Here is a 13,242-nt window from a genome sequence, read left to right on the forward strand (position 1 = left end):
GATTAGCTTTTTTCACCCCGACCCAGCAAAGCTGGCTTTGCCTCACCAGTACGAAACTTAACCAACTCCTTATCCTGCTGCTCCACCTTGCGCTGAAGCACCAGTACTCGCCCTTTCAGCTGTGCCAAAGCCACCACACTGATCAACATGCCGACCACTCCACCGAAGGCGAACGACAATATTACCCATAAGGACACCGATCGCGGAGATAACTGCAGAACCAACAAGTCCAACGCTGTTTTATCGGTATTCTGAATTGAGAACAGCACTCCGAATGCCAATACGATGGCTAGCAGCAACAACACCAATAAACGCTTAACCCACTGCACGATTACCCTCCCCACTTATGGCCATAAAACCCCAGCTTAGCAGCCATAAAAAAACGGCATAGCCAAAGACCATACCGTTCTAAAATTGTCTTATCAACCAATAACTTAAGTCGATTGATACCCAATCACGCCTGCGCCTGCAAACTTTCATTAACACGATCACGCATTTCCTTACCTGGCTTAAAGTGTGGAACATATTTACCACTTAATTCCACGGTATCACCCGTCTTGGGATTACGCCCAAGTCGTGGCTCACGGTAATGCAATGAAAAGCTACCAAATCCACGGATTTCAATCCGCTCACCGGCAGCTAAAGTCTGCGACATTTGCTCGATAATGGTCTTAACAGCTAATTCCACATCCTTTAATGACAACTGTGTTTGTCTGGATGCAATCTGCTCAATTAACTCAGATTTGGTCATATCTACTATCCGTTACCTATCCCATGGAAATCAATATAGGACAAGAGTAGCACCGGATAACGATATGCGCGAATTAAAAATGGGGGAAAAATTCACCCCCATCAATAACTTAGCCTAAAAAGTGAGGTCAAAGACCAAGCCGAAGCTTAGTCTTTATTCTCCATTTGGGCCTTGATCAAGTCACCAATTGTGGCCGGAGCAGCTGCTTCAACTGTTGACTCTTTATGTGCCTTAATAGCTTCTTTCTCATCAGCCATGTCTTTCGCTTTGATAGACAGTGCGATAGTGCGGTTTTTACGATCAACAGTAATGATCTTAACTTCCACTTCTTCGCCTTCTTTCAGCGCGTTGCGAGCATCTTCAACCTTATCACGGCTAATTTCTGAAGCCTTCAAAGTACCTTCGATGCCTTCAGCTAAAGTAATAACAGCTGCTTTAGCGTCAACTTCTTTGATCACACCCTTAACGATGCTGTTTTTATCGTTTTCAGTCACGTAATCATTGAATGGATCAGCATCTAACTGCTTGATACCTAAAGAAATTCTTTCACGCTCAGGATCTACAGACAGGATAACAGTCTCAATGGTGTCACCTTTCTTGTACTGACGAACCGCTTCTTCACCGGTTTCATTCCAGGAGATGTCAGACAAGTGAACCAAACCATCGATAGCACCATCCAGACCGATGAAGATACCGAAGTCAGTGATTGACTTGATAGCACCTGAGATCTTGTCGCCCTTGTTGAACTGACGACCAAATGCATCCCATGGATTTTCCATACACTGCTTGATACCCAAAGAAATACGACGACGTTCTTCATCGATATCCAGGATCATCACTTCAACTTCGTCACCTAGGTTAACGACTTTAGAAGGGTGGATGTTTTTGTTGGTCCAATCCATTTCAGAAACGTGTACCAGACCTTCAACGCCTTCCTGAATTTCAGCGAAACAACCATAGTCAGTCAGGTTAGTGATAGTCGCCTTAACACGGGCACCTTCAGGGTAGCGGCCAGTGATTGACAACCATGGATCTTCACCCAATTGCTTAAGACCCAGCGAAACGCGGTTGCGCTCACGGTCAAACTTAAGGATTTTAACGTCGATTTCATCACCAACAGTGATGATTTCTGAAGGATGCTTAATACGCTTCCACGCCATATCAGTGATGTGCAACAAGCCATCAACACCACCTAAATCAACGAAAGCACCGTAGTCAGTCAGGTTCTTAACGATACCTTTAACCGCCTGGCCTTCCTGCAGAGTAGCCAACAACACATCACGCTCAGCACTGTTTGCATCTTCCATAACCGCGCGGCGAGAAACAACCACGTTGTTGCGCTTCTGGTCTAGCTTGATAACTTTGAATTCTAACTCTTTACCTTCCAGATGAGTGGTCTCACGCACTGGACGCACATCAACCAAAGAACCGGGTAAGAACGCACGGATAGAGTTAACGTCAACGGTGAAACCACCTTTAACTTTACCGTTGATAACACCGATGATGGCTTCTTCAGCAGCGTAAGCTGCTTCCAATACTTTCCAGGCTTCTGCGCGCTTGGCTTTTTCGCGAGACAGTTTGGTAGCACCCCAACCATCTTCAACCGCTTCCAACGCGACCTGAACTTCGTCGCCAATTTCCAATGACAGCTCACCGCGTTCATTAACAAATTCGCTACGGGAGATTACGCCTTCTGATTTCAAACCAGCGTGAACTGTAATCCAATCACTATCGATATCGATAACCACGCCGGTGACAATCGAACCGGGTTTCATATCAATAGTTGATAAACTTTCTTCAAAGAGATCCGCGAAACTTTCGCTCATGATGTATACCTATTTATAGAAGCAAGTGATCGAGTCCGGCTGCCTCAGGCTAGCGTCAGATCTTCATCACCCTCCATAGAACCAGCATCTATGGGCCATTTTTAAGAAAACCATCCCCGGCAATGGCTGGACGTGCACCGAGAACGGAGGTTTAAACCTTTATAATCAAACACTTAAGCGAGGGCTAGCGAATTGCTACAACCTCGGCAAGCACTTGCTGAAAAACATCCTCAATCGCTATCGCCGTACTATCGATGATAATTGCATCATCGGCGGGCTTTAGCGGCGCAACAGCACGGTTCATATCCCGTTCATCACGCAATTGGATGTCCTCCAAAAGGGCCGCGAGGTTAACAGATTCGCCCTTGGCAAGCAACTGCTTATAGCGCCGGTCGGCGCGCTCTGCAGCGGAGGCGGTGAGGTAAATCTTCAACGGAGCTTCGGTGAAAATCACCGTCCCCATATCACGTCCGTCAGCAACCAAACCGGGGGCCTTGGCAAAGCTGCGCTGAAGTTCTTTCAACGCTTCGCGAACACCATTATGGATAGCGACTTTAGAAGCCAATGCACCTGTGGTTTCTGCCCGCACCTGATCACTGATATCTTCATCATCCAGAATGACTGCGGCAGGCTCACCGGCCTTGCCCGGTCTAAACTCAACATTCAACTGCACGGCCAGCTGCGCCAAGGCGCTGTCATCGTCAAAACTGACACCGTTTTTTTGCGCAGCCAGACCGACGATACGATACAGGGCACCGCTATCCAGCAAATGCCAACCCAATTCCCGCGCCAGCATTTGGCAAAGGGAGCCTTTGCCGGAACCACTAGGACCATCAACGGTTATCACTGGGGTTTGCGTCACAACTTAATACCTCTAAGGATTCCAACAAGCTTACACATTAATAAACACCAAGCGGCTACTCAAACTCACACACATATCGTCTTAAACAACTCGAAATAGGTTGGGAATGTTTTAGCAGTACAATCCGGATCATTAATTGTGATAGCGTCCTTACCCATAGCTGCCAAAGAAAAACACATCGCTATACGGTGATCATCGTAAGTATCGATAGCGGCAGACGCGATACTGGCAGGCGGCGATATGGTGATAAAATCTTCACCTTCCACGACTTCAGCCCCCACTTTTTTTAGCTCGGTCGCCATCGCCGACAAACGGTCGGTTTCTTTCACCCGCCAATTATAAATATTGCGGATGGTGGTTGGCCCATTGGCAAATAACGCGACCGTAGCAATCGTCATTGCCGCATCTGGAATATGATTCAGGTCGACATCAACCCCATCCAACCTACCCTTACTGGCCTCAATATAATTGTCGCCATAATTAATCTCTGCACCCATTTTCGCCAGTACTTCTGCAAACCGGATATCGCCCTGCACAGAATTTTTACCAACACCGTAAACCCTTACAGTGCCGCCCTTAATCGCTGCAGCTGCTAAAAAATATGAGGCTGATGACGCATCACCTTCCACCATCACCTCTCCAGGCGAGACATACTTTTGGCTACCACTAATAGCGAAAACCTTGTAATCCTGATTCATTACCGATATACCAAATTTCGCCATTAAATCCAGCGTAATATCGATATAGGGTTTGGAAACCAGTTCTCCTTTTACAGTAATGGTGATATCACCCTGAGCCAAGGGTGCAGACATTAATAACGCAGTTAAAAACTGACTGGAGATACTGCCATCAATTTCAATCTGCCCACCCTGCAAACCTGACCCAACAATCTTGAGTGGCGGGTAGCCCTGATCCTTAATATATTCGACATTGGCACCTAATGGATTTAGCGCATCAACTAAATGTCCTATCGGGCGCTCATACATCCGCGGTTCACCTGTCAAAGTAAACTGACCACCAGCACACAAACAAAGTGCTGCGGTCAATGGCCGCATGGCAGTGCCAGCATTGCCGAGAAACAATTCATACTCACCCTCAGAAGCTAAAGCACCACCTTTGCCGTTAACTACACACGTCGTGCGATCAGCAGATAATGTGTACTTCACACCCAGTTGCTTTAACGCATGCAACATATGCCGGATATCATCAGAGTCGAGCAAGTTAGTAATTGTGGTTTGGCCGCCAGCCATAGCCGCCAGTAACAAGGCACGATTAGAAAGACTTTTCGATCCAGGAATAACAACTTCACCGTCAACGTGTGAAATGGGCTCCAGAACTAACTGCTTAACTGATGACATTATTGGGCTCTATTTAAATCGCACTTATTACTGTTAACTTATCTATTTTTCGAGACATTCTCGTAAAAAATAAATTACTCGCTTGCATCTTTACTTTGTTTTTCCAACATCAGTGCAAACTTATCCCGAGCAGACTTCGCGCGGGTAAAACTCGCCATAATATTCTCGCTGTCCTTAGTTTCGATCGCACTGCGCAATATCGACAACTGCGCTGAAAATAAATCTATCGTCTTTAAAATTGCATCACTATTAGCTAAAGCGATATCTTTCCACATGGTGGGGTCACTGGAAGCGATACGGGTAAAATCGCGAAAGCCTCCCGCCGCAAAGCGAAAAATATTTTGCTGCTCAGGACTCCCGGCAAGTGCATCTACCAAAGTGTAAGCTAACACATGAGGTAAGTGACTGGTGGCGGCCAGCACTTCATCATGCTCTGCCACTGGCATCTCCACCACTTCAGCGCCGGTTAATTCCCACATCGCCTTAATCGCCTGCAAGGCTCGAGGATTGGTTTCATCGGTGGGGGTAAGGATCACCCGATGATTCACATACAAATCGGCTTTTGCTGCTTCAACGCCACTTTTTTCAGAACCTGCAATCGGATGACCCAATACCAAATTAGCCGGGACTTTTCCGAACGCTTGCTTGGCTGCGGTGAGCAAATTGCCTTTAACACTAGCAACGTCAGTAATAATAACCTGGTCATTCACTAATGGAGCCAGCTGCTTAATCATATCGGCTGCAATCAGCGTAGGGGTTGCTACCACGATCACATCGGCACCCGCTATAGCCTCAGTTAAATCCAGGCTATAGCGATCAATTAACCCCAACTCTAAACCTTTAGCCAAGGACGCTTCACGACGCCCCCAAGCTACAATTTCGCCATCAAAGCCACGTGTTTTTAATGCTTTTGCTAGTGAGCCACCAATCAGGCCCAGCGCTAAAATTGTGATCCGTTGAATTTTCATCTATAACACTTTTTCCAAGGCGGAGAGAAACGCTGCATTTTCTTGCTGCAAACCAATCGAAACCCGCAAGTGATTAGGCATTTCATAAACACCCACCGGGCGAACAATCACCCCTTGTTTTAATAAATCCTGATAAAGCTTGCCAGTGTCTGTTTTAAATTCTACCGCCAGAAAATTGCCCGCCGATGGAATAAAGCGCAAACCCAATGCCTTCACACCCGAAGTCAGCTGTTGCATACCTTCGCGGTTAACCTGCCGACCCCGTTCCAGATAATCGCTATCGGCCAGCACTGCTGTTGCCGCAGCCAGTGCCAGCGAATTTACATTAAAAGGCGCTCTAACACGATTCAACACATCGGTAATTTCTGCAGATGCCACAGCGTATCCCACTCTTAACGCTGCCAAGCCATAGGCTTTGGAAAAAGTCCGTGTCACCACTAAATTGGGATAATACTTGAGCAGCGCAATACCATCGGTGCCATCGTCAGCACTATTGGTGTATTCAAAATAAGCTTCATCCAACACCACAATAACGTTAGTCGGTACCTTATCCAAAAAGTCTACTATGGCAGCTTCACTTAACAGGGTACCGGTCGGATTATTAGGATTGGCGATAAATACTACGCGGGTATCATCTGCAATGGCATCCACCATGGCATTTAAATCGTGGCCCCAGTCTTTGGCTTTAGTGACAATGGCACGAGCACCGCAGGCTTTTACTGCCAATGGATAAACGACAAAAGCATGCTGGGAGAAGACGGCTGATTTACCAGGTTCAAGATACGCGCGGGCAATTAAGTCCAGCACATCATTGGAACCATTGCCCAACGTAATTTGCTGACTGGCCACCGCCAGCCGATCTGCCAGCGCCGCTTTTAATTCAAAACCATTGCTATCGGGGTAACGCACAATATCAGCTGCTGCTTTTCCAATGGCAGCTAACACCTTGGCGCTGGGCCCCAGAGGATTTTCATTGCTGGCTAGTTTTACAATATGCTCAAGCCCCAGCTCGCGCTGCAACTCTTCGATAGGCTTACCCGCCTGATAGGCGCTTAAACCCTGTACCCCTTGATTGGCCAACGCGATGTAGTCGCAGCTCACTCAGCACTCTCCGTCTAATAACCCAGAACAAAAGCTGGGCATTGTAAACGAATCTCACGATAAGAACGAGAGCGACTAACAAGACAAGGAACGACCCTTCACACAACTCAGGTTCCAACTACCGTACTTCAAACTCCGCCAAATCTGGTTGCTGCGTCCAGCGCCAGAAATCCAATATTTTCCATGGCGACAGCAGTGTGGCATGTCCTTTCGAGTTCTGATAAAAACTGCGCTTAATGGATGGATGCTCCCACACCATGGTAGCGTGTATTTCTCGCAAGCGACGATTATAGTCATCGCACACCGACTGCTTGCATTCAATCGAGCTACTCCCCGACTCCAGCACCGCCTTCAAGCATCCCATGATATAGCGCATTTCGCACTCTGAGTTTTGGATCAAACTGCCACCGAAGGCCAAATTCGTGCCTGGCCCAAAGAGACAAAAGAAATTAGGGAAGTTAGGCACCGTGATACCGAGATACGCCTCAGCGTCTTCCCCCCACTGCTGCTGTAAAGAAACACCATTTTTGCCGGTAATCTCCATTGGCCACAAAAACTGATTACCTTTAAAACCCGAGGCGTAGATGATTACATCGACATCGTATTGATCACCGCTCTCGGTAATCAGGCCCTGTGCATTCACCGTAGCTACTGCCTCGTTAACCAGGTCTACATTGTCCCGCTTCAGAGCTGCCAGCCAACTGCCATTGTCCTGAAGCGTTCGCTTCCCCAGCGGGGCATAGTCGGGAATTACCTTGGCCAATAAGTCCTCATCATCACCAACCTGCGCGGCAATATATTGGGTAAACGTATCGCGGATAATATCGTTTATCTCATTGATAGAGCGGTCCTGATTAGGCCATTCAGGGTCAACGGTAATTGTTGGCCAGGCGCCATCACAAGCAGGCCAGAAAATTAAAAATCGAAACCAGCGTGCGTAATAGGGCAAATGCTTTAGACACCATTTTTTTCCTTCGCCTACTGCATCATGGTAACTGGGATTTTCAAACATCCAGGGCGGCGTTCGTTGAAACACAGTCAAATGCTCAACGTCTTTGGCTATCTCCGGCACCAACTGGAACGCACTGGCACCGCTCCCAAGCACTGCCACTTTCTTACCGCTTAAATCCACATCATGACGCCACTGCGCAGAATGAAATGACGGCCCCGCAAACGTATCCATGCCGGCAATATCAGGAAAATTGGGTCGATTAAGCTGCCCTACTGCACTAATCACCGCCGCCGCATCCAACATTTCAGTACTGCCATCCTGTAACCGGATGGTGATCGACCAGCGCTGACTACTGTCGCTATAACGCGCTGAAACTACCTCGGTATTAAATCGAAAATGCTTCAACACACCGTATTTTTCTGCGCAATTTTGAAAATAGGTCTGCAATTCCGGTTGTCGTGAAAAAAATTGACTCCACTCGTGCCCCGGTTCAAATGAGTAGCAATAAAAATGGTTACCGACATCGACCCGCGCACCGGGATACGTGTTTTCATACCAGGTACCGCCAACCGCCGGGTTTTTTTCAATAACCGTATAAGGGATACCCGCCTCCTCTAGCCGAATTGCAGCCAATACACCTGACATACCTCCACCAATAACCACTACCGGAAATTGCTGCTTACACTCGACTGTTGCATTGATGTTAACTTCACGCCGATCCTCGCCATCCAACTCCAACTCTTCCAACAACATCGGAACGTATTCTTCAGCAACGTCCTCTACCACCAAAAATTTCATCATTTCATGAATAGTGGCTTTACTCGGTGGTGGCGGTAGCTGACAGCCACCATCACGGTACGCTTTAATAACTTCTAATGCCTGGGCCCGAACAGCAGTTTGATCCTCTGGTGACATAAACCCCTGAAATTCATTTAAATACACACCGGCGGGCCTTAAACTTCCCTGCAAAATACTGGCATCGCCAGTCATATGAATCATGGTCAACAACAACGTCGGGACACTGGCTTCAGACAGTGCTGCCTCGATAGTGGCATCATCATCGGTGAATGGAATTCCGGCAGGGTTAACTTTTTGACTCATGGCTAATTTTCCTGTTAACAGCGCTTGTATAGTGTATTTTTAATGAGCGCTCATAGTAGCCAATCTACTCTCAGAAAGAGATTATATTTTCTTAATACAGCATTAAGGAAAATGGTAAGCCGATATAAATGGCAACATAAGAAATGAAAATACAACAATTGCACTCTTGGGATGTGACCCTAACCGAGGCTAAAGCCATCCAAAATGAACTGGCAGCCAAGATTAGTTTGCACGATGATGTGAATCAGCTGCGTTTTGTAGCCGGCACTGATATCGGTTTTGAAGATAATTTTGGCGTCACCCGGGCAGCAGTGGTGGTTTTAACTTTTCCGGAACTGGAAATAGTTGAATACCAGATAGCCAAACGGCCAACGATAATGCCTTATATTCCAGGATATTTATCTTTTCGTGAATGCCCCGCACTCCTTGATGCCATGGAAAAATTACAACAATCACCTAATATTATCCTCTGTGACGGTCAGGGCATTGCTCACCCTCGCCGACTGGGTATTGCCAGCCATTTAGGACTTATAACCGGCCTCCCGACTATTGGCGTTGGTAAAAGCCGGCTGATCGGAAAACATCATGCGGTAGGACGTAGCAAGGGAGATTGGCAACCGCTTATCGATAAAGGCCAAACCATTGGTGCGGCGCTGTGCAGTCGCGACAAAACGCTGCCCATCTATATTTCTGCAGGAAATAACATTTGTTTAGCGACCGCTATTGACGTAGTACTGGCGTGCTGTAAACAATATAAACTGCCAGAAACGACACGCTGGGCGGACGCTATAGCATCAAATAAAAAATGCTTCCGCGATTATTTAAAAAATAACTAACGGTACACATAGGGCGTAATAACGCAGATTTTAATTAGCAGAGGATAAATCTTTAGCTGCAGCAATAGCCCTTGTCAACTCTGCCTCCGACACGGGTGCAAATTTACCAAAACCGAACTGAGCCAAAAAATAACTAATTCCTGGTTCGGGATCATCCGTTAATAAACGGCGTTTCATTAACTCGAGCCGGGAGTCATTAACACACTCACCTGCATACAGGTAAAGACCTGAAGACGTACCCAATTTTCCTATCGACTTTAGTCGCTGTTGAAAAGAAATCTGTAATGAGTGGAACGCCGTGCTAGATATAAAAATGGCATCGTATCGGTTTTGAAACAAACCCACGAATAAGTCAATCGGACTTACTAACGAGGAATATTCAACATTAGTTAATATTCCTAGCTTCTTAAGCGCATTGGCACCCATCAACTGACCAGTAGAATCTAACACCGCAGCAACTTTTTTGTCCGTAAGCTGATCGATGCTTGCGAGCTTTGAATCCTTTTTAGTGTAAATCATCACATCGACACCCGGAATATTAGCAACAACTCTAAGCTTCGGGTTTTCCTGCGTACGCATGAGCATTGACTGGGGAATAAAACTCAAATCTGCGCGATTAGTTTTTAAGGCTTCGAGTGACGATGCCCAGCTATCGACAAATAACACCTCGCTACTTGAAGGCGCTGCTAAAACACTCACAAAAGGATCTAACACTAACAGATAGTCATCACTCCGTTTAATTGCAGAAGCAACAAAGCGCAGCCCACTCTCACACTCATTACTGAATGTGACCGAAGAAAATATCAGCAAGCAAGATAATACAATGGAAGGGACGAAAGCAGGTTTCAGCATTGAACAAAAAAACGGATATTAGTTATTAGATGACCCAAGTTTAAACACATATCCCCGGAAAAGGTAGAAAATACTAGTAATGAACCCGGAGGAAACTTGTAGAAAACACTAAGCACAGTTAACTAATTTTTTTAAAGCGCATTGTCCGGGTTGCCTATTACCGACAGCACTTTTATCAGTCGATGTCGACTTAACACACGAGGCATTAGCATCATCATTCTATTAACCCAGCCGGTAATGACGATCGACTTCTTGCGCTTATCCAAAGCGCTTAAAGCTTCCTGAACAACCTGTTCCGTGGTTTGTATTAGCATCTCAGGCAACGTTTGACCATCTGACTCGCCACCCGTCGCGCGTAAAATAAACGCCGTTTTCGTCACACCGGGGCATAAACCCATCACATAAACGCCTCTTCCCTTATGCTCATCCCATAAACATTCTGACAATGCAGAAATAAATGCCTTACTGGCGCTGTACATAGGCTGAGCCGGAGTCGGCAAATAAGAAACCACTGATGCTAAATTAATTAATGCATCACCAGTCTGCGCTTGCCTTAAAAATGTATGCGCCAAGGTCATTACCGCCGTACAATTAACATTGAGAATATCTTGCTGCACCGATAAATCCGATTGATAAAACGGCTCCAACACGCTGTAGCCCGCGTTATTGATCAACAGCTGAACATGCTGTGCCGCCATCAACTTAACAACAGCCTCAACACCTTCTGCTCGCCCTAAATCCGCCACACAATATTGATGACTGCTACCAGGCAATTCATCAACCACTGCTTGTAACTGCTGCTGCCTTCGCGCCACGGCAATAATGTTATAGCCTCGAGCTGCTAACTGTTTCGCAAACTCCAGGCCAATCCCGGAAGTCGCCCCAGTGACCAATGCATATTGATTCTTCACTTACTCACCACTTATTACTAATAAGATTAACCATTGCCATTTATTTCAGCGGCTGTTTCTGCTCGTACCCGTTGCACCAATAACCAAATACCACCTATCGCCGCAGCAGGGCTTAATACCGACCACTGTAAATTTAAGCCCACCCATTTCAGCCAAAAACCCCAGCTACCATCCGCTAAATTTCTAAAATCTACTAGAATTTCACCTAAATAAATCACTGAGGTATTGCCATAAAAAGCGCCCCAGTTGGCAAGAATAGCCATCCCCAACGCAGTTTTATAATGGCGACCTTTCGACAGCCAATACGCCGCGAGAATTTCGAAGAAGCCACTGTGCGCTAGTAATGCCTCATGCGCCAACTGTGCTTCATGCGGGCGCATATAACGAGTATCAGCAACGGAATATAACCACCAGGGCCATAACAATAACTCATCCGGTTTTAGCTCTGCTCCCAATGGATAAAGATACGCAGTTTTCATGTATACCGCTGGCAACTCCCAACCCAACTGGGCACCACCACTGGTAATTAACCACACGACTAAAAACTCATGCCACTTGGCGGTCCATGTGCGCTGTTCTCCTTTATTATCCACAAAGGCAAATAGTGCTGCCCAGTAGCCAATAAACAAACTGATAGAAACATATTTATCTGCAGGCATCGGATTAATGATGCCCAATAAAATTAAGCTCCAGGCGATACAAAAAGCACCAGGGATCATTATCCCGGAAGCAATATAAGCGCGACGACGAATATTAACGCCCTGCGAATTAACGGGAGCCCAATCCAATAACGAGGGCATGCTGGATAGTGTTGTTTGGCTATTCATTGGGAATAACTCCTTTAATTGTTGTCATACTGCAGCCTTGGCTATGCACAAGTTAATACTGAATTAAACCTTGCAATACCTTAATCAATGTTTAGATGGACATTTTTGACCGGCATGCTAATCTGACAGCTATGTCAGCTTATTGTCAAGTAATGAAAATGAATTATTGGTTAACAGAATCCACTGAAAACGCACAATAAAATCTAAGCTCATGATTTAACTATGAATAAACCAACAACAAATAGACGCTCACAACCCCCAGCTAAAGCTGCAAAAAAAATTCGTCCGGGGCTGGGTGAGCAACAAAACAACATTACCGGCGCTGCTATCGATTTATTCAGCGAGCGCGGAGTGAATGCAGTGTCTGTTTCCGATATCTGTAAGAAGGCAGGTATTTCCAGAGACACCTATTACCGCTGCTTTACCGATAAAGAAACACTTATCAACAAGCTCTATCAAACAGCGGTTAACGATCATATTGAACATGTACTTAATGGTTGGGATCTGGATTACAGTAATGAAGCATGGCTGGCACAAGCCTGTGACACTACTATTGATGCGATTTTGCAACAGCACAAAGTAGCACAATTTTTATTTGTTGAATCAGCGCTACCTAATTCCTACGCGCAACAGGTTATTCAACATGCTTATAATAAAACGGCAAAACGAATGCAGCGGTGGTGCACCGAAAAACACGGGGAAACATTATCTAAAGAATTATTGATTGCCTTATTAGTTGCGGCGCAATGGCTGGTACACGATGCCATCAACAAAGGGATGAGTAAACGGCAAGTCAATCAGGCGAAAGCAGCCACTAAACAACTTTTCTTTGCCACCTTTGCCAGTTTGGAACACGACAAGGAAGGTAACTAACTCAGGACTCACCCCAGTCCGATA

General features: G+C 46.1%; 13 protein-coding genes. 2 read left to right on the forward strand and 11 right to left on the reverse strand.

Features of this window, described 5'->3' with window-relative positions; translation table 11 throughout:
• Positions 1 to 2: 2 nt before the first annotated feature.
• From UNITIG_RS03860 to UNITIG_RS03895, 8 genes are all read right to left on the reverse strand, one after another.
• Entirely contained in the window at positions 3 to 329 is a 327-nt protein-coding gene (locus UNITIG_RS03860) for a LapA family protein (protein ID WP_159931076.1), read from the reverse strand.
• Between the two features lie 125 nt (positions 330 to 454).
• Complete coding sequence (ihfB, locus tag UNITIG_RS03865) at positions 455 to 751, reverse strand: integration host factor subunit beta (protein WP_101757204.1); 297 nt, start codon at positions 749 to 751, stop codon at positions 455 to 457.
• Between the two features lie 146 nt (positions 752 to 897).
• A complete protein-coding gene (gene rpsA, locus UNITIG_RS03870) occupies positions 898 to 2,577 on the reverse strand; it encodes a 30S ribosomal protein S1 (protein WP_101757205.1) in 1,680 nt (559 codons plus the stop codon).
• 184 nt (positions 2,578 to 2,761) lie between these two features.
• Positions 2,762 to 3,439 (reverse strand): (d)CMP kinase, encoded by a 678-nt coding sequence (gene cmk, locus UNITIG_RS03875; RefSeq protein ID WP_101757206.1) that lies wholly within the window; start codon positions 3,437 to 3,439, stop codon positions 2,762 to 2,764.
• Positions 3,440 to 3,504: 65 nt separating this feature from the next.
• Positions 3,505 to 4,797, reverse strand: a complete 1,293-nt coding sequence (aroA, locus tag UNITIG_RS03880) for a 3-phosphoshikimate 1-carboxyvinyltransferase (protein WP_101757207.1) — start codon at positions 4,795 to 4,797, stop codon at positions 3,505 to 3,507.
• A gap of 74 nt (positions 4,798 to 4,871) precedes the next feature.
• Complete coding sequence (locus UNITIG_RS03885) at positions 4,872 to 5,765, reverse strand: prephenate dehydrogenase/arogenate dehydrogenase family protein (RefSeq protein ID WP_101757208.1); 894 nt, start codon at positions 5,763 to 5,765, stop codon at positions 4,872 to 4,874.
• Complete coding sequence (hisC, locus tag UNITIG_RS03890; RefSeq protein ID WP_101757209.1) at positions 5,766 to 6,866, reverse strand: histidinol-phosphate transaminase; 1,101 nt, start codon at positions 6,864 to 6,866, stop codon at positions 5,766 to 5,768. It lies immediately after the preceding gene.
• Positions 6,867 to 6,984: 118 nt separating this feature from the next.
• On the reverse strand, positions 6,985 to 8,919 hold the full coding sequence (locus UNITIG_RS03895; protein WP_101757210.1) for an NAD(P)/FAD-dependent oxidoreductase: 1,935 nt from the start codon (positions 8,917 to 8,919) through the stop codon (positions 6,985 to 6,987).
• A gap of 143 nt (positions 8,920 to 9,062) precedes the next feature.
• On the opposite strand from UNITIG_RS03895, the gene nfi reads away from it, so the two are divergent.
• Positions 9,063 to 9,755: a deoxyribonuclease V gene (gene nfi / locus UNITIG_RS03900; protein WP_101757211.1), complete on the forward strand. Its 693-nt coding sequence runs from the start codon at positions 9,063 to 9,065 to the stop codon at positions 9,753 to 9,755.
• A 30-nt stretch (positions 9,756 to 9,785) separates the two neighbouring features.
• Here the strand turns inward: nfi and UNITIG_RS03905 are convergent, their stop codons facing one another.
• The 3 genes from UNITIG_RS03905 to UNITIG_RS03915 all read right to left on the reverse strand — a co-directional run bounded on the left by UNITIG_RS03905 (position 9,786) and on the right by UNITIG_RS03915 (position 12,345).
• Entirely contained in the window at positions 9,786 to 10,421 is a 636-nt protein-coding gene (locus UNITIG_RS03905; protein ID WP_159931077.1) for a PhnD/SsuA/transferrin family substrate-binding protein, read from the reverse strand.
• A gap of 317 nt (positions 10,422 to 10,738) precedes the next feature.
• Positions 10,739 to 11,518, reverse strand: a complete 780-nt coding sequence (locus tag UNITIG_RS03910; RefSeq protein WP_101757213.1) for an SDR family oxidoreductase — start codon at positions 11,516 to 11,518, stop codon at positions 10,739 to 10,741.
• A 26-nt stretch (positions 11,519 to 11,544) separates the two neighbouring features.
• Positions 11,545 to 12,345 carry a hypothetical protein gene (locus tag UNITIG_RS03915; RefSeq protein WP_101757214.1) on the reverse strand — a complete coding sequence of 267 codons (801 nt, stop codon included), beginning with the start codon at positions 12,343 to 12,345 and terminating at the stop codon, positions 11,545 to 11,547.
• Between the two features lie 222 nt (positions 12,346 to 12,567).
• Here UNITIG_RS03915 and UNITIG_RS03920 point away from each other — a divergent pair, with 222 nt between their 5' ends.
• Complete coding sequence (locus UNITIG_RS03920) at positions 12,568 to 13,218, forward strand: TetR/AcrR family transcriptional regulator (protein WP_101757215.1); 651 nt, start codon at positions 12,568 to 12,570, stop codon at positions 13,216 to 13,218.
• Positions 13,219 to 13,242 lie beyond the last annotated feature (24 nt).

Source organism: Oceanicoccus sp. KOV_DT_Chl, assembly GCF_900120175.1.
GTDB lineage: Bacteria > Pseudomonadota > Gammaproteobacteria > Pseudomonadales > Dasaniaceae > Oceanicoccus.

Bases quoted from the DNA above. Each gene is read 5' to 3' on its own strand.
- ihfB (WP_101757204.1), bottom strand. From the start codon at position 751: ATGACCAAATCTGAGTTAATTGAGCAGATTGCATCCAGACAAACACAG.
- rpsA (WP_101757205.1), bottom strand. From the start codon at position 2,577: ATGAGCGAAAGTTTCGCGGATCTCTTTGAAGAAAGTTTATCAACTATT.
- aroA (WP_101757207.1), bottom strand. From the start codon at position 4,797: ATGTCATCAGTTAAGCAGTTAGTTCTGGAGCCCATTTCACACGTTGAC.
- UNITIG_RS03885 (WP_101757208.1), bottom strand. From the start codon at position 5,765: ATGAAAATTCAACGGATCACAATTTTAGCGCTGGGCCTGATTGGTGGC.
- UNITIG_RS03895 (WP_101757210.1), bottom strand. From the start codon at position 8,919: ATGAGTCAAAAAGTTAACCCTGCCGGAATTCCATTCACCGATGATGAT.
- nfi (WP_101757211.1), top strand. From the start codon at position 9,063: ATGAAAATACAACAATTGCACTCTTGGGATGTGACCCTAACCGAGGCT.
- UNITIG_RS03915 (WP_101757214.1), bottom strand. From the start codon at position 12,345: ATGAATAGCCAAACAACACTATCCAGCATGCCCTCGTTATTGGATTGG.
- UNITIG_RS03920 (WP_101757215.1), top strand. From the start codon at position 12,568: ATGAATAAACCAACAACAAATAGACGCTCACAACCCCCAGCTAAAGCT.